Below are 19,337 nucleotides of genomic sequence, written 5' to 3'. Positions count from 1 at the left end.
GCGCCAGTTGCGAACGAAGCTGGTAGACTCCGCCGCCATTATGATTCGACTTCAGAACCTGACTTTACAGCGTGGTCCGCAACGTCTGCTAGAAGACGCCGAGCTGACCCTGCACGCCGGCCAGAAAGCCGGCCTGATCGGTGCCAACGGCGCCGGCAAATCCAGCCTGTTCGCCTTGCTGCGTGGCGAGTTGCACCCGGATTCGGGCGACTGCTTCCTGCCCGCCGACTGGCGCATCGCCCATATGCGCCAGGAGGTCGATACCCTCGAGCGGCTGGCGGTCGACTACGTGCTCGATGGCGACCTGCGCCTGCGCCAGGTGCAGCGTGAGCTGGCCGCCGCCGAAGCGGCCCATGACGGTGCGGCCCTGGCGCGCCTGCATGCCGAGCTGGACAGCGCCGACGGTTATACCGCCGACGCGCGGGCGCGCAAGCTGCTGGCCGGCCTGGGTTTCAGCAACGAGCAGATGGACCGCCAGGTCGGCGACTTCTCCGGTGGCTGGCGGATGCGCCTGAACCTGGCGCAGGCGCTGATGTGCCCGTCGGATCTGCTGTTGCTCGACGAACCGACCAACCACTTGGACCTCGATGCGATCCTCTGGCTGGAGGACTGGCTCAAGGGCTACCCCGGCACTTTGCTGCTGATTTCCCACGACCGCGATTTCCTCGATGCCGTGGTCGACCATGTGGCTCATGTCGATCAGCGCAAGATCACCCTTTATCGCGGTGGCTACAGCGCCTTCGAGCGCGCCCGTGCCGAACGCCTGGCGCAACAGCAGCAAGCCTACGAGAAGCAGCAGGCGCAGCGTGCGCATATGGAAAAGTACATTGCGCGCTTCAAGGCTCAGGCCACCAAGGCCCGCCAGGCCCAGAGCCGGATCAAGGCCCTGGAGCGAATGGAAGAGCTGTCCGCCGCCCACGTCGACTCGCCGTTCGACTTCGTTTTCCGCGAGTCGGAAAAGATCTCCAGCCCTCTGCTCGACCTGTCCGATGCCCGTCTGGGTTACGGCGAGAAGACCGTGCTGGAGAAGGTCAAGCTGCAACTGACCCCGGGTGCGCGCATCGGTCTGCTCGGCCCCAACGGTGCGGGCAAGTCGACCCTGATCAAGAACCTCTCCGGCGAGCTGTCGCCGCTGGGCGGTCGCCTGACCCGCGGCGAGAACACCGTGGTCGGTTATTTCGCCCAGCACCAGCTGGACTCGCTCGATGCCAAGGCCAGCCCGTTGCTGCATTTGCAGCGCCTGGCGCCGACCGAGCGCGAGCAGACCCTGCGCGACTTCCTCGGTGGTTTCGACTTTCGCGGCGCGCGTATCGACGAGCCGGTGCTGAATTTCTCCGGTGGCGAAAAGGCGCGCCTGGCCCTGGCTCTGATTGCCTGGGACCGCCCGAACCTGCTGCTGCTCGACGAACCGACCAACCACCTGGACCTGGAGATGCGCCTGGCCCTGACCATGGCCCTGCAAGAGTTCAGCGGCGCGGTGCTGGTGGTCTCCCACGACCGTCACCTGCTGAAAAGCACCACCGACAACTTCTACCTGGTGGCCGACGGCAAGGTCGAAGAGTTCGACGGCGACCTGGACGACTACGCGCGCTGGCTGGTGGACTACCGCCAGCGCAACGCGCCGGTCAGCACGACCACGGTCAACCCGGACAAGACCGACAAGAAGGCCCAGCGCCAGGCTGCCGCGGCCCTGCGCCAGCAGTTGGCCCCGCACAAGCGCGAAGCCGACAAGCTGGAAACCGAGCTGGGCAAGGTCCACGAGCGGCTGGCGAAAATCGAAGCCAGCCTCGGCGACAGTGGTATCTACGAAGCCGCGCGCAAGGACGAGTTGCGTGATCTGCTGGCCGAGCAGGCCAAGCTGAAGGTGCGCGAAGGCGAACTGGAAGAGGCCTGGATGGAAGCCCTGGAACTGCTGGAAAGCATGCAGGCGGAACTGGAAGCCTTGTCCTGATGGAAGCGTTCAAGCTGCCTGTGCCTATCACGTGGGTCGAGCCGCTGTGGGTCACCGTGCAAATCCTGCTGATCCTGCTGGCTGGCTACGTCACCCAGCGGTTTGTCGCGCGCTGCCTGACCCGCCTGGGTGAACGTTACCCGTTCCCGCCGCAGTTGCTGATGCCGCTGCGCGGCGGCTTGCGCTGGCTGATCATGGGCAGCGCGCTGATCTTCGTCCTGGAGCGGCTCGGGGTGTCGGCGACGGTGCTCTGGACTGCCCTGTCCGGTTTTGTCGCCGTGGCTGCGGTGGCCTTCTTCGCCATGTGGAGCGTGCTGTCCAACCTGCTCTGCGCCATCCTGATCTTCACCGTGGGCCCGTTCCGCATCGGCGATGTGGTCGAACTGGTGGATACCCTCGACAAACCGGGCATCAAGGGCCGGGTGGTGGCAATCAACCTGCTGTACACCTCGTTGATCGAGGCCGAGGAAGCCGGCACCGGCGGCGTCATGGTGCAAGTGCCCAACAGTCTGTTCTTCCAGCGTTCGGTGCGCCGCTGGCGCGGTAGCGATGCGCTGTCGATAGGCTCCGGCGAGAAATAGTCCTCCTGCGCCGTCTCTGTAGCCGCTGCCGAGCATCGCAAGGCTGCGATCGGCTGCGATGCAGACGTGCTCTTGAGATCGCAGGAAGCTCCTGCATGTCGAGCGCGACCCCGGCCTATCGCAGCCTTCGGCAGTGGCTACAGTTGACCGGCGATGCCTGTCCGACAAAAATCTATGGTCATCCGCCCGCCGGCGCATTAGCTTAGGCGTCTACGACGAATTCGAGCCGAGGTGTGCGATGGTTCTTGAGACATGGCTGGCGTTTTTTGCCGCCTGCTGGGTGATCAGCCTTTCCCCGGGGGCCGGCGCGATTGCGTCGATGTCCTGCGGTCTGCAATACGGTTTCTGGCGCGGTTACTGGAACGCCCTGGGCCTGCAACTGGGCCTGGCCATGCAGATTGCGATTGTCGCCGCCGGCGTGGGGGCGATTCTCGCGGCATCCTCGACCGCCTTTTACGCGATCAAATGGTTCGGCGTGGCTTACCTGGTCTACCTCGCGGTCAAACAGTGGCGCGCGCTGCCCAGCGACCTGAGCGACGACGCCGCGATCCGGCCGATCGGCAAACCCCTGGCGCTGGTGTTCCGCGGGTTCCTGGTCAACATCAGCAACCCCAAGGCTCTGGTGTTCATGCTGGCGGTCCTGCCGCAGTTCATCGATCCCCACGCACCGCTGGTGAAGCAGTACCTGATCCTCGGCGCGACCATGATTGCCGTCGACCTGATCGTCATGGCCGGCTACACCGGCCTGGCCTCCAAGGTCCTGCGCCTGCTGCGCACGCCGACCCAGCAACGGCGCATGAACCGCACCTTCGCCGGCCTATTCCTCGGCGCCGCCGGGTTGCTGGCGACCATTCGCAAAGCGCCGGTCTAAGAGGCTGGTCACATAAAAAAGGCGCCCATCGAGGGCGCCTTTTTTGTGCGTGCGCCTCAGGGAAACCGCGAGCATGAACCCGTCCCGGCCGCGCCCGGATTTATTTCATCTTTGTTCAGGAAGCCCCGGACCCCAGGTGATTCAAGGCTTTGGCCCGGCATCAGGAACCACGACGCCTGGGTGTCTGTATGACAGAGCTTGAGTGAAACTCATTGGAAGTGAACAATGTGTTACTTCGTATTTCCATTTGAGATTCGTTCATGACTGCCCCCTCCCGTTTCCTGGCGTGGCTCGTGCTGCCGGTATTGGCCCTGTGCAGCGCCAACCTGCTGGCGGACACCGTAGAAGGCGCGCCCAAGGCGCTGCACCTGCTCGACTACATTGGCGCGGACTACCCTCCGACGGTCGAGGCGGGCAAGGTCATTGACGACTCCGAGTACCGTGAACAGGTCGAGTTTCTCGGCGTGTTGCAGGGGCTGGTCGCCGATTTGCCGGCCAAGCCGGAGAAGGCCGAGCTGGAGCAGGGCATCGCCAGCCTGAACGATGCAGTCAAGGCCAAGGCGGACGGCGCCCTCGTCGCCCGTCAGGCGCGGCAGCTGGGCGCCAAGCTGGCGGTGGCCTATGAGGTCAGCCAGGCCCCGATCATCACTCCGGACCCGAGCCGTGGCGCGCCTTTGTATGCCCAGCATTGCTCGGTGTGTCACGGCGACACCGGTGCCGGCGATGGCCCGGCTGGGGTCGGCCTGACGCCGCCACCGGCCAACCTGCGGGATGCGGCGCGCACGGATCACCTGAGCCTCTACGCGATCTACAACACCCTCGGCCTGGGCGTCGAAGGCACCGACATGCCGTCTTTCGCCGATCAGCTGGATGACCGCCAGCGCTGGGACTTGGCGACCTATATCGCCGGCTTCACTGCCGACCCGGCCGCGGCGAAGGGTGACAAGAGCTACAACCTCGCCGACCTGGCCCGCCAGACCCCAAGCGAAGTGCAGGCCGCCGAAGGGCCGCAGGCCGCGGCCACCTTCCGTGCCCAGCGCGCCCAGCCGCCACAGGTCAAGCGCGGCCCGGCGCAACTGCTCGACTACACCGCCTCGACCCTGGACAAGAGCCTGGCCGCCTACCGCGCCGGTGACCGCGAACAGGCCTACGACCTGTCGGTGGCGGCGTATCTGGAAGGCTTCGAGCTGGTGGAAAGCTCCCTAGACAACGTCGATGCCAATGTGCGCAAGGACACCGAGAAAGCCCTGATGGCCTACCGTCAGGCGCTGCAGGACGGCTTGCCGGCAGAGCAGGCCGGGCAGCGCCTGGATGCCGCCAAGGCCAAGCTGAAAGAGTCGGCGGGCCTGCTGGGCAGCGATGGCCTGAGCTGGTCCCTGAGCTACATTTCCGGCCTGCTGATCTTGCTGCGCGAAGGCCTGGAAGCGATCCTGGTGCTGGCGGCGATCCTGGCCTTCCTGCGCAATACCGGCCAGCAATCGGCGGTGCGCAGCGTCAACGTCGGTTGGGGGCTGGCGTTGCTGGCCGGCCTGGCGACCTGGGCGCTGGCGGCGTATGTGATCGATGTCAGCGGCTCCCAGCGCGAGTTGCTGGAAGGCGCCACGGCCTTGTTCGCCAGTGTCATGGTGCTGTGGCTCGGCGTGTGGATGCACGACCGCCGGCACGCAGCGGCCTGGCAGGACTACATCAAGAGCAGCCTGGTGGGCGGTGGCGGCCGTTTTGGTTTTGCGGTGCTGGCGTTCTTCTCGGTCTATCGCGAGCTGTTCGAAGTGATCCTGTTCTACGAAACCCTGTGGCTGCAGGCCGGCCCGGCGGGCCATAACGCAGTGCTGGCCGGCGGCGCCACGGCGCTGGTGCTGCTGGTCGGCCTGGCCTGGGTGATCCTGCGCGGTTCGGCCAAGCTGCCGCTGGCGCTGTTCTTCGGCATCAACGCGGCGTTGCTGTGCGCCTTGTCGGTGGTGTTTGCCGGGCATGGCGTCAAGGCGCTGCAGGAGGCTGGAATCTTCGGTACGCGGCCGGTGGCGTTCTTCGACTTCGACTGGCTGGGCATTCACGCCGATGCCTACTCGCTGACGGCGCAGGCGGTGGCGATCGTGGCGATCATCGTGCTCTACAGTCGCAGCCGCATCGCCGAGAAACGGCGGACCCAGGTTTCCTGAGGCATCCGTTTCGCTCATTATCGCGGGCAAACCGCGCGCCCACAGTTCATCGAGATCTGTAGGCGCGCGGCTTGCCCGCGATGCTTTCAGAGGAATAACCCAATGCGTGTCTGGATCGATGCCGACGCCTGCCCCAAGGCGGCGAAGGATCAGGTGGTGAGGTTTGCCCTCAAGCGCCAGTTCGAGCTGGTGCTGGTGGCAGGGCAGCCGCAGATCAAGCCGGCCTTTGCCTGCGTCAAGCTGATCGTGGTGCCCAGCGGCCCGGATGCGGCTGACGATTATCTGGTGGAACACGCAGTGCCGGGCGAACTGGTGATCTGCAGCGATGTGCCCCTGGCCGACCGGCTGGTGAAGAAGGGCGTCGCCGCCCTCGACCCGCGGGGCAAGGAGTTCGATGCGCAGAACATGGGCGAACGGCTGGCGGTGCGTAACCTGTTTACCGATCTGCGCGAGCAGGGGCAGGTCGGTGGCGGGCAAGGCCCTTATGGGGATCGCGAGAAGCAGGCCTTCGCCAATGGCCTGGACCGGATTCTGACGCGGCTGGCGCGTCAGGCCTGACAATTGCCGCGAGGCGAGGGCGCTTGCCGCTCGCCACGGCTTTTGGGTTATTCGTCGTTTTCGTGGGTCAGTTCCAGCACCCGATCCACCAGCTTATTGATGCCGGCCGCGGCTTCGCTGATGGACTGCGCGAGCATGTAGGCCGGGGTGCTGACCAGCTTGCGCGCCTTGTCCTCGATGATATCGCCAACGGTGCACTCGGCATGGGTCGCGCCCATCTTGCTGACGGCGGCCGCGGTGTCGGCGTCGTTGCCGATGGTGCAGGTGACGCCCGGGCCGTAGATCTTCGCCGCCAATGCCGGCGAGATGCAGATCAGGCCCACCGGCTTGCCGGCTTCGGCGAAGGCTTCGGTCAGTGCCAGGACATCCGGCTGGACCGTGCAGCCGGCCCCTTCCACGGCGAAGTTGGAAAGGTTTTTCGCCGCGCCAAAGCCGCCAGGCACGATCAGCGCGTCGAAGTCTTCGGCGTTGGCCTCGCGGATGTCTTTGACCTGGCCGCGGGCGATGCGCGCCGATTCCACCAGAACATTGCGCGATTCGGGCATCTCTTCGCCGGTCAGGTGGTTGATCACATGCAGCTGGGCGATGTTCGGGGCGAAGCACTGCACCTGGGCGCCACGCTGGTCCAGGCGCAGCAGGGTGATGACGCTTTCATGGATCTCGGCACCGTCATAGACGCCACAGCCGGAAAGGATCACTGCAACTTTTTTGCTCATGGTTTTTTCTCCAGATTCATGGCGTTAAATGTCCACTAATTTGTTGCCCGTTGCCATAGGGTTATCCCGCCGCCCGACCTAATCTTCGATCAGGATTGCGATCAGGCCGTGTCATGAATTTCATTCTGTATGCGGTGCCGTTCTTCTTCGTGCTGATAGTCCTCGAGCTGCTGGCCGACCGCTGGCGGGGGGAACAACTATCGGGTCGCGGACGCTCTCTACATGGATCGCAACTACGGCGGCGTGTTCATTATTTGGGACCGGCTGTTCGGCACCTTTCAGGAGGAGGACGACAACGAGCCGGTGGTCTTCGGCGTCACCACGCCCCCTGGCCAGCTGGGACCCGGTGTGGGCCAATCTGCAGTTCTATGCCCGGTTGCTGATGATGCGCGGTGTATGCGGCTCTTGGCAGCTACCTGATGAACCTGGGCGACAGCCTGCCGGTCGCGGCCCCGATGCTGGGCTGGAGCGCCATGGCCTTTGGTCTGTTCGTATTGGGGGTGGCGCTGGAGAATCGCCCGTGGGCGCTGAAGATGGAGCTGCTGCGGCTGGCGTCGGACCTGCCGCTGGTGTGGCTGGCGCCTCTGGTCGGGCTGTGGCCGGCCAGTGCCTTGGGTTGGGCCGGCCTGATCAGTTACAGCCTGCTCAGTGGCATTGCGCTTTACTGCTGCCGGGGTCGTCTTACTCGACTGGCGTCTTAGACTTGCAGCAATCGCTCTGCTCGTTCTGCTTGACCTGTTCGGCTTCGTAGATCGCCTTGGCCAGTCGCGCATTCTTGAAGCGGCGGCGCAGCCACAGGGCAAAACCCAGGACCAGCAAGGCGCCGAGCACCCACAGTTCGTACTTCTTGATGCTGCCCAGCATGCCTTCGAGCACAGCGCCGAAGTGATAGGCCGCGGCGGCCAGGGCGGCGGCCCAGATCGCCGCGCCAATGCCGTTGAGCAACAGATAACGTCCCGGCGGATATCCCGACAGGCCGATGGCCACCGGCATCACGGTGCGCAGGCCGTAGACGAAGCGGAAACTCAGCACCCAGATGTCCGGATGCTTGCGGATATGCTCCAGCGCCCGATCGCCCATCAATTGCCAGCGCGGTTTGCGCGCCAGCAGCTTACGCCCGTGCTTGCGTCCCAGGAAGTACCACAGCTGGTCGCCGGCATAGCTGCCGAAGAACGCCACGACCACCACCAGGTTGATGTCCATGTATCCGCGAAACGCGAGGAAGCCGGCCAGGACCAGGATGGTCTCGCCTTCGAAGAATGTGCCGAGAAAGAGGGCGAAGTAGCCGAATTCCTGAAGAAATTGTTGGAGCATTGTCTGGATGCTGGCGAAATGAACGCGCAGCCTAACCCTTCGGGCCCATGGAGGAAAGTATCCAAATGTGTCTCGACGTGAACAAATGCTGGCTGGACAATAGCTGCGACTACCGGTCACAGGGTTAAGCACAACTGTCATCCGTTCGTCATAATGGGCGCTTATAACTGTCACGCTCGCCCGCCTGTGCGGGCTCAGGAGTCTGTCGTGAGCTTTACCCCAGCCAACCGTTTGTTTCCCGCCACTCGCCTGCGTCGCAATCGCCGTGATGATTTTTCTCGTCGCCTGGTGCGTGAAAACGTCCTGACCACCGATGACCTGATCCTGCCGGTATTCGTGCTCGACGGTGAGAATCGTCGGGAAGCGGTGGCCTCGATGCCGGGCGTCGAACGCCTGACCATCGACCTGCTGCTGGAGGAAGCGGCGCAGTGGGTCGAGCTGGGGATTCCCGCGCTGGCTTTGTTCCCGGTGACCCCGGCGGATCTCAAGTCGCTGGACGCCGCCGAAGCCTGGAACCCGGAAGGCATTGCCCAGCGCGCCACCCGCGCGCTGCGTGAGCGTTTCCCTGAACTGGGCGTGATCACCGACGTGGCGCTCGACCCGTTCACCACCCACGGTCAGGACGGCATCCTCGACGAAGAAGGCTATGTGCAGAACGACATCACCGTCGATGCACTGGTCAAGCAAGCCCTGTCCCATGCCGAAGCCGGCGCCCAGGTGGTCGCGCCTTCGGACATGATGGACGGCCGCATCCAGGCGATCCGCGAAGCCCTGGAGCTGGCCGGGCACGTCAACGTGCGGATCATGGCCTATTCGGCCAAGTACGCCAGCGCCTATTACGGTCCGTTCCGCGATGCGGTCGGCTCGGCGCTGAACCTGGGCAAGGCCAACAAGGCCTCCTACCAGATGGACCCGGCCAACAGCCACGAAGCCCTGCATGAAGTGGCCGCCGACCTCGCCGAAGGCGCGGACATGGTCATGGTCAAGCCGGGCATGCCGTACCTGGACATCCTTTTGCGGGTCAAGGATGAATTCAAGGTGCCGACCTTTGTCTATCAGGTCAGCGGCGAATACGCCATGCACATGGCGGCGATCCAGAATGGCTGGTTGAGCGAAGGGGTTATTCTCGAATCCTTGACCGCCTTTAAACGCGCGGGTGCCGATGGCATCCTGACTTACTTTGCCGTTCGTGCTGCTCAATTGTTACGAGAGCAAAAATAGCCCTCCCAGGAACACGCGATGAATACCGAAGGACTCACTGAAGTTGCCGTAAAAGAAGCTCAACCCGTGGTCGAGCAGGTCGTTGAAACACCACCGGAGCTGGAAGCCCCGCCGGTGCAAGCGGACGCACCGCATGTGGCGATGCCGACCCTGGTCATCCCGAGCCTGGATGACAGCAGCCTGTATATCCATCGCGAGCTGTCGCAACTGCAGTTCAACATCCGCGTGCTGGAGCAGGCGCTGGATGAGTCCTATCCGCTGCTGGAGCGCCTGAAGTTCCTGCTGATCTTCTCCAGTAACCTGGACGAGTTCTTCGAGATCCGCGTCGCCGGCCTGAAGAAGCAGATCACCTTCGCCCGTGAACAGGCCGGTGCCGATGGCCTGCAGCCGCACCAGGCCCTGGCGCGCATCAGCGACCTGGTGCACGGTCACGTCGACCGCCAGTACGCGATCCTCAACGACATTCTGTTGCCGGAGCTGGAGAAACATCAGGTCCGCTTCATCCGTCGCCGTTACTGGACCACCAAGCTCAAGACCTGGGTCCGTCGCTATTTCCGCGACGAGATCGCGCCGATCATCACTCCGATCGGTCTCGACCCGACCCACCCGTTCCCGCTGCTGGTGAACAAGAGTCTGAACTTCATCGTCGAACTCGAAGGGGTCGACGCCTTCGGTCGCGATTCCGGCCTGGCGATCATCCCGGCGCCGCGCCTGCTGCCGCGGATCATCAAGGTGCCGGAAGAAGTCGGCGGCCCTGGCGACAACTATGTGTTCCTCTCGTCGATGATCCACGCCCACGCCGATGACCTGTTCCAGGGCATGAAGGTAAAGGGCTGCTATCAGTTCCGCCTGACCCGCAACGCCGACCTGGCGGTGGACACCGAGGACGTCGAAGACCTGGCCCGCGCCCTGCGCGGCGAGCTGTTCTCCCGTCGTTACGGCGATGCGGTGCGTCTGGAAGTGGCCGACACCTGCCCGAAACACCTGTCCGACTACCTGCTCAAGCAGTTCAACCTGAGCGAGACCGAGCTGTACCAGGTCAACGGTCCGGTGAACCTGACGCGCCTGTTCAGCATCACCGGCCTGGACAGCCACCCGGAGCTGCAATACACGCCGTTCACCCCGCAGATTCCCAAGCTGTTGCAGAACAGCGAGAACATCTTCAGCGTGATCAGCAAGCAGGACATCCTGCTGCTGCACCCGTTCGAGTCCTTCACCCCGGTGGTCGACCTGCTGCGTCAGGCGGCCAAGGATCCGCACGTGCTGGCGGTGCGCCAGACCCTGTACCGCTCCGGCGCCAACTCGGAAATCGTCGATGCGCTGGTGGATGCGGCGCGTAACGGCAAGGAAGTCACCGCGGTGATCGAGCTGCGCGCGCGCTTCGACGAAGAGTCCAACCTGCAACTGGCCAGCCGCCTGCAAGCGGCCGGCGCGGTGGTGATCTACGGCGTGGTCGGCTTCAAGACCCACGCCAAGATGATGTTGATCCTGCGGCGCGAAGCCGGCGAGATCGTGCGCTACGCCCACCTGGGCACCGGCAACTACCACGCTGGCAACGCCCGCCTGTACACCGACTACAGCCTGCTGACCTCCGACGACGCTTTGTGCGAAGACGTCGGTAAGCTCTTCAGCCAGTTGATCGGCATGGGCAAGACCCTGCGCATGAAGAAGCTGCTGCACGCGCCCTTCACCCTGAAGAAGGGCATGCTCGACATGATTGCCCGGGAGACCCAGTTCGCCCTGGACGGCAAGCCGGCGCACATCATCGCCAAGTTCAACTCGCTGACCGATCCGAAGATCATCCGCGCGCTGTACAAGGCCAGCCAGTCGGGTGTGCGCATCGACCTGGTGGTGCGGGGCATGTGCTGCCTGCGTCCGGGGATCGCCGGTGTGTCGCACAACATCCATGTGCGCTCGATCATCGGCCGCTTCCTGGAGCACACCCGGGTGTTCTACTTCCTCAATGGCGGCGAGGAGCAGATGTTCCTGTCCAGCGCCGACTGGATGGAGCGCAACCTCGACAAGCGCGTCGAGACTTGCTTCCCGGTCGAGGGCAAGAAGCTGATCCTGCGGGTCAAGAAGGAGCTGGAAAGTTATCTCACCGATAACACCCACAGCTGGAGCCTGCAGTCGGACGGTCGCTACATCCGCAACACCCCGACCGGCAACCAGAACCCGCGCAGCGCCCAGGCCACCCTGCTGGAGCGCCTGAGCAACCCGGTGCTGGCGGTGCGCTGAGCCCGGGGCCTATTCAGCCCATGAAAAAGCCGGCTTGCCGGCGATGGTGCCCTTTGGAAGGAGCCCATCGCCGGCAAGCCGGCTTTTTTGTGCGGGGCGTTTCAGTGCACGTTGAGGGTGATCCCGACCCGGGTCAGCCATTCCGCTTCCAGGGCGAAGTCGGCCTGGGTCAGCTGGTTCTCGTCGAGCCAGTTTGCCGGGAACATCACCTCCAGGCTGTCGCCGGCGGCGTGCAGCTTCACCTGGGGCATTTCCTGGGTGCCGCGGATGTGGTGGAACAGGATGGCGAAACGCAGCAGCACGCACAGGCGGATCAGCTTGCTGCCTTCCTCGCCGAATTCGGCGAACTTGTCCTTGGGAATGTTGCGGCGGTGACCGCGTACCAGTAGCGCGAGCATTTGCTGGTCTTCGCGGGAGAAGCCGGCGAGGTCGGAGTGCTCGATCAGGTAGGCGCCGTGCTTGTGGTAATGGTAGTGGGCGATATCCAGGCCCACTTCATGGACCTTGGCGGCCCAGCCCAGCAGTTCGCGCCAGACGCCGTCCTCCAGGTCCCAGTCCTCGGCCACCTGGTCGAAGGCGTGGAGCGCCTTGCGCTCGACCCGGGCGGCCTGTTCCAGGTCGACGTGATAACGCTCCATCAACGAACCCAGGGTGCGCTCGCGCACGTCTTCGTGGTGATGACGGCCCAGCAGGTCGTAGAGCACGCCTTCACGCAGGGCGCCTTCGCAATGGTCCATGCGCTGCAGTTCGAGGGCGTCGAAGATGGCTTCGAGAATCGCCAGGCCGGCGGGGAAGATCGCCCGGCGATCCGGCTTGATGCCTTCGAAGTCGATTTTCTCGGCATCGCCCAGCTTGAACAGCCGACGCTTGAGCCAGGCCAGGCCTTCGGCGTTGACTTCGCCACTGCCGTGGCCGCCGGCCTTGAGCGCCAGGCCAATGGCGCGGATGGTGCCCGAGGAGCCGATGGCTTCATCCCAGGTCAAGCGATGCAGGGCGTGTTCGATGCTCATGATTTCCAGGCGCGCCGCGGTGTAGGCCTGGGCGTAGCGCGCCGGGGTGATCTTGCCGTCGCGGAAATAGCGCTGGGTGAAGCTGACGCAGCCCATCTGCAGGCTTTCGCGCAGCAGCGGCTCGAAGCGCTGGCCGATGATGAATTCGGTACTGCCGCCGCCGATGTCGGCGACCAGGCGCTTGCCCGGGGTATCGGCGAGGGTATGGGACACGCCCAGGTAGATGAGGCGGGCCTCTTCACGACCGGAGATGACTTCCACCGGGTGGCCGAGGATTTCCTCGGCGCGGCGGATGAATTCGCCGCGGTTGCGGGCTTCGCGCAGGGCGTTGGTGCCGACGATGCGCACCGCGCCTAGGGGCATGCCGTTGATCAGTTGGGCGAAGCGCTTCAGGCAATCGAGCCCGCGTTGCATGGATTCTTCGTTGAGCTGACGGTCTTCGTCGATCCCGGCGGCCAGCTGAACCTTTTCACCGAGCCGCTCGAGAATGCGGATTTCATTATGGTGAGCCTTGGCCACGACCATGTGAAAGCTGTTGGAGCCCAGGTCGATGGCGGCGATCAGGGACAGATTCTTGGCTTGGGATTGCGGCATGGTTTGGGGGTCTCGGTCGATAACCTTGCCATCCTGCCACGATCAATCGCTCGCGCCAACGCGCAGTGTCCAATGCGTTGATTCAACGCATGAATCCTTGCGCCACAGCTCCTGTAGCCGCTGCCGCAGGCTGCGACCGACTGCGCAGCAGGCGCTGTTCTTGAGGGCCCGGGAAGGCCCTGCGACCAGCGTGGCCCGGACCATCGCAGCCTGCGGCAGCGGCTACGGGTAGCATCAAGCGCTTTCATTGGTCCCGATGAAATTCGCCAGTTCCGGCGTCTGCGGGTTGGCGAACAGCACTTTCGGGTCGCCCACTTCATGCACCTTGCCCTGATGCATGAACACCAGCTTGTCGCCCACTTCCCGGGCGAAACGCATCTCGTGGGTCACCATGATCAGGGTCATGCCGTCCTTGGCCAGCTGGCGCACCACGCTCAGGACTTCGTTGACCAGCTCCGGGTCCAGGGCCGAGGTGATCTCGTCGCACAGCAGCACCTTGGGCGACATGGCCAGCGCCCGGGCGATCGCCACTCGCTGTTGCTGGCCGCCGGACAGGCGGTCGGGGAAGGCGTCGAACTTCTCCTCCAGGCCGACCCGCTTCAGCATCTCCCGCGCCAGCTCGGCGGCCCTGGCCTTGGGCACCTTCTGCACCACCTGCGGGGCGAGCATGACGTTCTCGCCGACAGTCAGGTGCGGGAACAGGTTGAACTGCTGGAACACCATGCCGACCTTCTGCCGCAGGCTGCGCAGGTCGGCGCGGGCGGCGTCGAGGTATTCGCCGTCGACTTCGATGACCCCGTCGTTGATCGACTCCAGGCCGTTGAGGGTGCGCAGCAAGGTGCTCTTGCCCGAGCCGCTGCGGCCGATGATCGCCACCACCTGGCCTTCCTCGATACTGAGGTCGATGCCCTTGAGCACATGATGGTCGCCGTAATATTTATGCAGGGCGGAAATTCTAAGCAGAGGCATGCAGTCTCCTTTCCAGGTAGCGCGCACTGAGGGACAGGGGGTAGCACAGCAGGAAGTAACCGAGCGCCACCAGGCCGTAGACCATGAAGGGCTCGAAGGTGGCATTGGCGAGCATGCCGCCGGTCTTGGTCAGCTCGGTGAAGCCGATGATCGAGGTCACCGCGGTGCCTTTGACCACCTGCACCGAGAAGCCCACGGTAGGCGCCACGGCAATCCGCAGCGCCTGCGGCAGGATCACATGGCGCAGCTGTTCATAAGGGTTGAGCGCCAGGCTGGAGGAGGCTTCCCACTGGCCGTTGGGGATCGAGTCGACGCAGCCGCGCCAGATCTCCGCCAGGTAGGCGCTGGTGAACAGCGTCAGGGCGATGGCCGCTGCCAGCCAGGGCGAGATATCCACCCCCAGCAGGGCGATGCCGAAGAACACCAGGAACAGCTGCATCAACAGCGGCGTGCCCTGGAACAGCTCGATGTACAGGCGGGCGAAACCGCTGGGGAAAGCCTTCTTGGAAATGCGCAGGGTCATGATCAGCAAACCGATCAGCCCGCCGCCGACAAAGGCCACCAGCGACAGCAGCAGGGTCCATTGCAGGCCGGTCAGCAGGTTGCGCACGATGTCCCAGAAGCTGAAATCACTCATTGGCTGCTCCTCGCGATATAGCGGCGCCCGACCCAGTTCAGCAGCTGCCGGATCAGCAGGGCCATGCACAGGTAGATCAGCGTGGTCAGGGCGTAGGTTTCAAAGGCGCGGAAGTTGCGCGACTGAATGAAGTTGGCGGCGAAGCTCAGCTCCTCGGTGGCGATCTGCGAACACACCGCCGAACCGAGCATGACGATGATGATCTGGCTGCTCAGGGCCGGCCACACCTTGCCCAGCGCCGGCAGCAACACCACATGGCGGAAGGCCTCCAGGCGCGTCATGGCCAGGGCCGCCGCGGCCTCCAGCTGGCCGCGGGGGATGGCCTGGATGCCGGCGCGGATGATTTCCGTGGAGTAGGCCCCCAGGTTGATCACCATCGCCAGCACCGCCGCCTGCCACTCGGAGATCTGCAGCCCCAGGGACGGCAGGCCGAAGAAGATGAAGAACAGCTGCACCAGGAACGGGGTGTTGCGGATCAGCTCGACGTAGACGCCGAAGAGGGCCGAGAAGGGCTGGATCTTCCAGGCCCGCACCACCGCGCCGACTATGCCCAGGCCGACCCCGAGCAATGCGCCGATGGCGGTCAGCTCAAGGGTGAACAGGGCGCCGCGCAGCAGCAGGCTGGTGTTTTCCAGCACCGGTAGAAAGTCGAACTGATAAGCCATGGATAACCTCCGCGACCGCGATCAGAGGCCAGCCGGCAATGGCTGCTTGAGCCACAGCTGGGCGTTCTTTTCCAGGCTGCCGTCGGCCTTGGCGGTGGTGAGGATCTGGTTGACCTTGTCCAGCAGCTCCGGCTGGTTCTTGTTCACGCCGACATAGACCGGGGAATCCTTGAGCTTGACCTTCATCGCCGGGATGCGTTTCGGGTTGCGCTCGCTGATGGCGACCATCACTACGTTGCCGCTGGCGATCAGGTCGACCTGGCCGGCCAGGTAGGCGGCGATGGTCGAGTTGTTGTCCTCGAAGCGCTTGATGGTCACGCCTTGCGGGGCCACGGCGGTCAGTTCGATGTCTTCGATGGCGCCACGGGTGACGCTGATGGTCTTGCCCTTGAGGTCGTCGAGGCTGGCGACTGGCGCTTCGGGTGGGCCGAATACCGCCAGGTAGAAGGGCGCGTAGGCCTGGGAGAAGTCGATGACCTTCTCGCGCTCCGGGTTCTTGCCGAGGCTGGAGATCACCAGGTCGACCTTGCCGGTGGTCAGGAACGGAATGCGGTTGGTGCTGTTGACCGGGGTCAGTTCGAGCTTGACCTTGAGCTGGTCGGCCAGCAGTTTCGCGGTGTCGATATCCAGGCCGCGGGGTTTCATGTCCGGACCGACCGAGCCAAAGGGTGGGAAGTCCTGGGGCACGGCCACCTTGAGGGTGCCGCGGGCGACGACATCGTCCAGGCCGCTGGCGTGGGCGGGCGTCTGACTCAGCAGCAGGCTGGCAAACAGGGCAGAGAGCAGGGCGCTGAAACGCTTGGTCATGGCAAATCTCCGGATTCACGGGAAGTGATTTCTGCGCAGCGACACAGCACAGCCCGTGCCAAACGCCGGAAAAAGCCCTGGAGCGCCGGGTTTTGCTGGCGTCCTTCGGTCTTACTGGTCTGAACAGTTGATGGCGTTTCTGCCCCCTTATCGAGCGTCCGGAGATACGCCCGAACCCCCTTGGGGCACGACTTGCCGGGCTCGGCGAATAGCTTTACAACTAGCCTTTTCCTGGACCGGCCAGCCTGCATTCTATGAACTCGATCTCCCGCGCCGTACCCGAGGTGGCGCTGCAAGCCATCCGCCAATTGATCAACGAGCGCGGCTTCGGCCCGGGCGATGCGCTGCCGTCGCAGCGCGATCTGGCCGTGCAACTGGGGGTCAGCCGGGCTTCATTGCGCGAGGCGCTGTCGTCCTTGAGCGCCTTGGGCGTGATCAGCGTGCAGCCTGGCAAAGGCGTGTTCGTGCAGGCCGCGCAATCGCCGGTCAATGGCGCGGGGCTGAGCTGGCCGTTCGCGGCCCAGGCGTCGCCGACGGATATCTTCCAATTGCGCTACGCCCTGGAAGGCTTCGCCGCGGGGCTGGCGGCCGTGACGCTGACCGCCGATGAGCTGGATGCGTTGCAGGATAATGTCGAGGCCATGCGCAACGAGCTGCGGGCGGCGGATTTCGAGGCGGCGGCGCGGCTGGATTTCGAGTTTCACCAGAAGATCCTGCAAGCCAGCGGTAATCAGGCAATGGTGAGCATTCTCAGTACCAGCGCCGAGATCTTCCTGGAGAGCCAGAAACTACCGTTCATCCGGCCCGAGCGGGCCATGGAAACCTGGCAGGAGCATCGCAAGATCCTCCGCGGGCTGGCCCGGCATGCCTCTGGGGCGGCGCAGAAGGCCATGCAGGAGCATGTGCGCGGCGCGGCCCTGCGCACCGGAATCGCCTTCGTCACCCCCGCATAGTTTCCAGTTGAGCTATACCCAAATTCATCGGGCACCATAGCGAGAGTCAATCAACTCCGGCTTCCTGAACGCGGGAAGGGCGGCTATGATGGGCCACGTTTTTTTGCTTACAACCTGGAGACTTCCATGAGCAGCGATCTTATCAAACACGTTAGCGACGCTAGCTTCGAGGCTGACGTACTCAAGGCCGAAGGCGCTGTACTGGTCGACTACTGGGCTGAGTGGTGCGGCCCATGCAAAATGATCGCTCCGGTCCTGGACGAAATCGCTGAAACCTACAAAGGCAAGCTGACCGTTGCCAAGCTGAACATCGACGAAAACCAGGAAACCCCGGCCAAGCATGGCGTGCGTGGTATCCCGACGCTGATGCTGTTCAAGAACGGCAACGTCGAAGCCACCAAGGTCGGCGCACTGTCCAAGTCGCAACTGGCTGCTTTCCTCGACGCCAACATCTAAGCATCGTTGTAAATCGCATCAAAAAAGCCCCGTAAATAGCGGGGCTTTTTCATTATTCAGGGCTAGACGCTCAGAAACTCAGGTGTTACATTCGGCCCCGCACTGGTTTCTCCTCTGCCCCCTGCAAGCCGTCGCCGACGCTCTCCTTTTCGAATAAGTACGCGATCCTGTCGCCTTCTCCGCGGCGCGGCATCATTAAGCCAAAAGCTTAATTTCCCCCCCTCCATAAATGATTACGTCATTCCTATATGAATCTGACTGAACTCAAGCAAAAGCCGATTACCGAACTGCTCGAATTGGCCGAACAGATGGGCATAGAAAATATGGCCCGTTCGCGCAAGCAGGACGTGATTTTCTCCCTGCTGAAAAAGCACGCTAAAAGCGGCGAGGAAATCTCCGGTGATGGCGTGCTGGAGATCCTCCAGGACGGCTTCGGCTTTCTTCGCTCCTCCGACGCCTCCTATCTGGCCGGCCCAGACGATATCTACGTCTCCCCGAGCCAGATCCGTCGTTTCAACTTGCGCACCGGTGACACCATCGTTGGCAAGATCCGCCCTCCAAAGGAAGGCGAGCGTTACTTCGCACTGCTGAAGGTCGACACGATCAACTACGATCGTCCCGAGAACGCGAAGAACAAGATCCTGTTCGAAAACCTGACGCCGCTGTTCCCGACCGTGCGCATGAAGATGGAAGCCGGCAACGGTTCCACCGAAGACCTGACCGGTCGTGTCATCGACCTGTGCGCCCCGATCGGTAAAGGCCAGCGCGGTCTGATCGTTGCTCCGCCGAAAGCGGGCAAGACCATCATGCTGCAGAACATCGCGTCGAACATCACCCGTAACAACCCTGAAGTTCATCTGATCGTGCTGCTGATCGACGAACGTCCGGAAGAAGTGACCGAGATGCAGCGCACCGTGCGCGGCGAAGTGGTCGCCTCCACCTTCGACGAACCGCCAACCCGCCACGTGCAGGTTGCCGAGATGGTGATCGAGAAGGCCAAGCGCCTGGTCGAACACAAGAAGGACGTGGTGATCCTGCTCGACTCCATCACCCGTCTGGCCCGTGCCTACAACACCGTGATCCCGAGCTCCGGCAAGGTGCTGACCGGTGGTGTCGATGCCCACGCCCTGGAAAAACCGAAGCGTTTCTTCGGTGCCGCGCGGAACATCGAAGAAGGCGGCTCGCTGACCATCATCGCCACCGCGCTGGTCGAGACTGGCTCGAAGATGGACGAAGTGATCTACGAAGAGTTCAAGGGTACCGGCAACATGGAGCTGCCCCTGGACCGCAAGATCGCCGAGAAGCGCGTATTCCCGGCCATCAACATCAACCGTTCCGGCACCCGCCGCGAAGAGTTGCTGACCGCCGACGACGAGCTGCAGCGCATGTGGATCCTGCGCAAGCTGCTGCATCCGATGGATGAAGTCGCCGCCATCGAGTTCCTGGTCGACAAGCTGAAACAGACCAAGACCAACGATGAGTTCTTCCTGTCGATGAAACGCAAGTAAGTCGAGCGGGACCGCAAAAGCCGGGGAAACCCGGCTTTTTGCTATCTGATTATTGATGAACGGCAGTTCACTGTTCTGAACAGTCGGGTTCGGCGCTAAACTGCCAGCCCCGAACGCCACGGCCAAAAC

General features: G+C 63.4%; 17 protein-coding genes and 1 pseudogene. 11 read left to right on the top strand and 7 right to left on the bottom strand.

The genetic code is table 11. From position 1 onward, the window contains the following. Window positions 1-40 precede the first annotated feature (40 nt). From AC3RCP_RS30750 to AC3RCP_RS30730, 5 genes are all read left to right on the top strand, one after another. On the top strand, window positions 41-1,951 hold the full coding sequence (locus tag AC3RCP_RS30750) for an ATP-binding cassette domain-containing protein (RefSeq protein ID WP_007926703.1): 1,911 nt from the start codon (window positions 41-43) through the stop codon (window positions 1,949-1,951). Beyond that, window positions 1,951-2,532, top strand: coding sequence for a mechanosensitive ion channel family protein (locus tag AC3RCP_RS30745; RefSeq protein ID WP_007926705.1), 582 nt, complete (start codon window positions 1,951-1,953; stop codon window positions 2,530-2,532). Before AC3RCP_RS30750 ends, AC3RCP_RS30745 begins: the two co-directional genes overlap by 1 nt. A gap of 238 nt (window positions 2,533-2,770) precedes the next feature. Continuing rightward, window positions 2,771-3,403 carry a LysE family transporter gene (locus AC3RCP_RS30740; RefSeq protein ID WP_007926706.1) on the top strand — a complete coding sequence of 211 codons (633 nt, stop codon included), beginning with the start codon at window positions 2,771-2,773 and terminating at the stop codon, window positions 3,401-3,403. A gap of 260 nt (window positions 3,404-3,663) precedes the next feature. Next, window positions 3,664-5,562: an FTR1 family protein gene (locus AC3RCP_RS30735; RefSeq protein ID WP_007926707.1), complete on the top strand. Its 1,899-nt coding sequence runs from the start codon at window positions 3,664-3,666 to the stop codon at window positions 5,560-5,562. 102 nt (window positions 5,563-5,664) lie between these two features. Then, complete coding sequence (locus tag AC3RCP_RS30730; RefSeq protein ID WP_007926708.1) at window positions 5,665-6,120, top strand: YaiI/YqxD family protein; 456 nt, start codon at window positions 5,665-5,667, stop codon at window positions 6,118-6,120. 47 nt (window positions 6,121-6,167) lie between these two features. On the opposite strand, the gene elbB is transcribed toward AC3RCP_RS30730, so the two are convergent. Further along, window positions 6,168-6,836, bottom strand: coding sequence for an isoprenoid biosynthesis glyoxalase ElbB (gene elbB / locus AC3RCP_RS30725; protein WP_007926709.1), 669 nt, complete (start codon window positions 6,834-6,836; stop codon window positions 6,168-6,170). A gap of 198 nt (window positions 6,837-7,034) precedes the next feature. Here elbB and AC3RCP_RS30720 point away from each other — a divergent pair. Next, window positions 7,035-7,537 (top strand): annotated as a pseudogene (locus AC3RCP_RS30720) (sterol desaturase family protein); the annotation flags it as partial. Here AC3RCP_RS30720 and AC3RCP_RS30715 read toward each other — a convergent pair. Then, on the bottom strand, window positions 7,518-8,150 hold the full coding sequence (locus tag AC3RCP_RS30715) for a DedA family protein (RefSeq protein ID WP_007926712.1): 633 nt from the start codon (window positions 8,148-8,150) through the stop codon (window positions 7,518-7,520). The pseudogene AC3RCP_RS30720 and the gene AC3RCP_RS30715 sit on opposite strands and share 20 nt — an antisense overlap. A gap of 207 nt (window positions 8,151-8,357) precedes the next feature. Here AC3RCP_RS30715 and hemB point away from each other — a divergent pair, with 207 nt between their 5' ends. Both hemB and ppk1 read left to right on the top strand, forming a co-directional pair. Next, window positions 8,358-9,371: a porphobilinogen synthase gene (gene hemB / locus AC3RCP_RS30710; protein WP_101336240.1), complete on the top strand. Its 1,014-nt coding sequence runs from the start codon at window positions 8,358-8,360 to the stop codon at window positions 9,369-9,371. Window positions 9,372-9,389: 18 nt separating this feature from the next. Further along, window positions 9,390-11,609 carry a polyphosphate kinase 1 gene (gene ppk1, locus AC3RCP_RS30705; protein WP_007926716.1) on the top strand — a complete coding sequence of 740 codons (2,220 nt, stop codon included), beginning with the start codon at window positions 9,390-9,392 and terminating at the stop codon, window positions 11,607-11,609. A 101-nt stretch (window positions 11,610-11,710) separates the two neighbouring features. On the opposite strand, the gene ppx is transcribed toward ppk1, so the two are convergent. The 5 genes from ppx to AC3RCP_RS30680 all read right to left on the bottom strand — a co-directional run bounded on the left by ppx (window position 11,711) and on the right by AC3RCP_RS30680 (window position 16,291). After that, window positions 11,711-13,213, bottom strand: coding sequence for an exopolyphosphatase (gene ppx / locus AC3RCP_RS30700; RefSeq protein WP_007926717.1), 1,503 nt, complete (start codon window positions 13,211-13,213; stop codon window positions 11,711-11,713). 234 nt (window positions 13,214-13,447) lie between these two features. Further along, complete coding sequence (locus tag AC3RCP_RS30695; RefSeq protein WP_007926719.1) at window positions 13,448-14,182, bottom strand: amino acid ABC transporter ATP-binding protein; 735 nt, start codon at window positions 14,180-14,182, stop codon at window positions 13,448-13,450. After that, on the bottom strand, window positions 14,169-14,819 hold the full coding sequence (locus tag AC3RCP_RS30690; RefSeq protein ID WP_007926721.1) for an amino acid ABC transporter permease: 651 nt from the start codon (window positions 14,817-14,819) through the stop codon (window positions 14,169-14,171). Before AC3RCP_RS30690 ends, AC3RCP_RS30695 begins: the two co-directional genes overlap by 14 nt. Beyond that, a complete protein-coding gene (locus tag AC3RCP_RS30685) occupies window positions 14,816-15,484 on the bottom strand; it encodes an amino acid ABC transporter permease (RefSeq protein WP_053263061.1) in 669 nt (222 codons plus the stop codon). The genes AC3RCP_RS30690 and AC3RCP_RS30685 overlap by 4 nt, the downstream gene beginning before the upstream one ends. Before the next feature lie 21 nt (window positions 15,485-15,505). Continuing rightward, the gene (locus AC3RCP_RS30680; protein WP_101336239.1) at window positions 15,506-16,291 is read right to left on the bottom strand and encodes a transporter substrate-binding domain-containing protein; all 786 of its coding nucleotides are present in this window, start codon (window positions 16,289-16,291) and stop codon (window positions 15,506-15,508) included. Between the two features lie 254 nt (window positions 16,292-16,545). Here AC3RCP_RS30680 and AC3RCP_RS30675 point away from each other — a divergent pair, with 254 nt between their 5' ends. From AC3RCP_RS30675 to rho, 3 genes are all read left to right on the top strand, one after another. Next, window positions 16,546-17,244, top strand: coding sequence for a FadR/GntR family transcriptional regulator (locus tag AC3RCP_RS30675; RefSeq protein ID WP_101336238.1), 699 nt, complete (start codon window positions 16,546-16,548; stop codon window positions 17,242-17,244). A 126-nt stretch (window positions 17,245-17,370) separates the two neighbouring features. After that, window positions 17,371-17,700 (top strand): thioredoxin TrxA, encoded by a 330-nt coding sequence (trxA, locus tag AC3RCP_RS30670; RefSeq protein WP_003206727.1) that lies wholly within the window; start codon window positions 17,371-17,373, stop codon window positions 17,698-17,700. A gap of 248 nt (window positions 17,701-17,948) precedes the next feature. Beyond that, entirely contained in the window at window positions 17,949-19,208 is a 1,260-nt protein-coding gene (gene rho, locus AC3RCP_RS30665; RefSeq protein WP_007926725.1) for a transcription termination factor Rho, read from the top strand. The last annotated feature ends 129 nt before the right edge of the window (window positions 19,209-19,337 follow it).

It is taken from the genome of Pseudomonas sp. GW822-FHT05A08 (genome assembly GCF_058800485.1).
The sequence above is the reverse complement of the archived record's forward strand: the minus strand, read 5'-3'. Positions and strand labels throughout refer to the sequence as shown.

Bases quoted from the DNA above. Each gene is read 5' to 3' on its own strand.
- AC3RCP_RS30690 (WP_007926721.1), bottom strand. From the start codon at position 14,819: ATGAGTGATTTCAGCTTCTGGGACATCGTGCGCAACCTGCTGACCGGC.
- AC3RCP_RS30730 (WP_007926708.1), top strand. From the start codon at position 5,665: ATGCGTGTCTGGATCGATGCCGACGCCTGCCCCAAGGCGGCGAAGGAT.
- AC3RCP_RS30740 (WP_007926706.1), top strand. From the start codon at position 2,771: ATGGTTCTTGAGACATGGCTGGCGTTTTTTGCCGCCTGCTGGGTGATC.
- elbB (WP_007926709.1), bottom strand. From the start codon at position 6,836: ATGAGCAAAAAAGTTGCAGTGATCCTTTCCGGCTGTGGCGTCTATGAC.
- AC3RCP_RS30745 (WP_007926705.1), top strand. From the start codon at position 1,951: ATGGAAGCGTTCAAGCTGCCTGTGCCTATCACGTGGGTCGAGCCGCTG.
- ppx (WP_007926717.1), bottom strand. From the start codon at position 13,213: ATGCCGCAATCCCAAGCCAAGAATCTGTCCCTGATCGCCGCCATCGAC.
- ppk1 (WP_007926716.1), top strand. From the start codon at position 9,390: ATGAATACCGAAGGACTCACTGAAGTTGCCGTAAAAGAAGCTCAACCC.
- trxA (WP_003206727.1), top strand. From the start codon at position 17,371: ATGAGCAGCGATCTTATCAAACACGTTAGCGACGCTAGCTTCGAGGCT.
- AC3RCP_RS30685 (WP_053263061.1), bottom strand. From the start codon at position 15,484: ATGGCTTATCAGTTCGACTTTCTACCGGTGCTGGAAAACACCAGCCTG.
- AC3RCP_RS30695 (WP_007926719.1), bottom strand. From the start codon at position 14,182: ATGCCTCTGCTTAGAATTTCCGCCCTGCATAAATATTACGGCGACCAT.
- AC3RCP_RS30735 (WP_007926707.1), top strand. From the start codon at position 3,664: ATGACTGCCCCCTCCCGTTTCCTGGCGTGGCTCGTGCTGCCGGTATTG.
- AC3RCP_RS30750 (WP_007926703.1), top strand. From the start codon at position 41: ATGATTCGACTTCAGAACCTGACTTTACAGCGTGGTCCGCAACGTCTG.
- AC3RCP_RS30675 (WP_101336238.1), top strand. From the start codon at position 16,546: ATGAACTCGATCTCCCGCGCCGTACCCGAGGTGGCGCTGCAAGCCATC.
- AC3RCP_RS30715 (WP_007926712.1), bottom strand. From the start codon at position 8,150: ATGCTCCAACAATTTCTTCAGGAATTCGGCTACTTCGCCCTCTTTCTC.
- AC3RCP_RS30680 (WP_101336239.1), bottom strand. From the start codon at position 16,291: ATGACCAAGCGTTTCAGCGCCCTGCTCTCTGCCCTGTTTGCCAGCCTG.
- rho (WP_007926725.1), top strand. From the start codon at position 17,949: ATGAATCTGACTGAACTCAAGCAAAAGCCGATTACCGAACTGCTCGAA.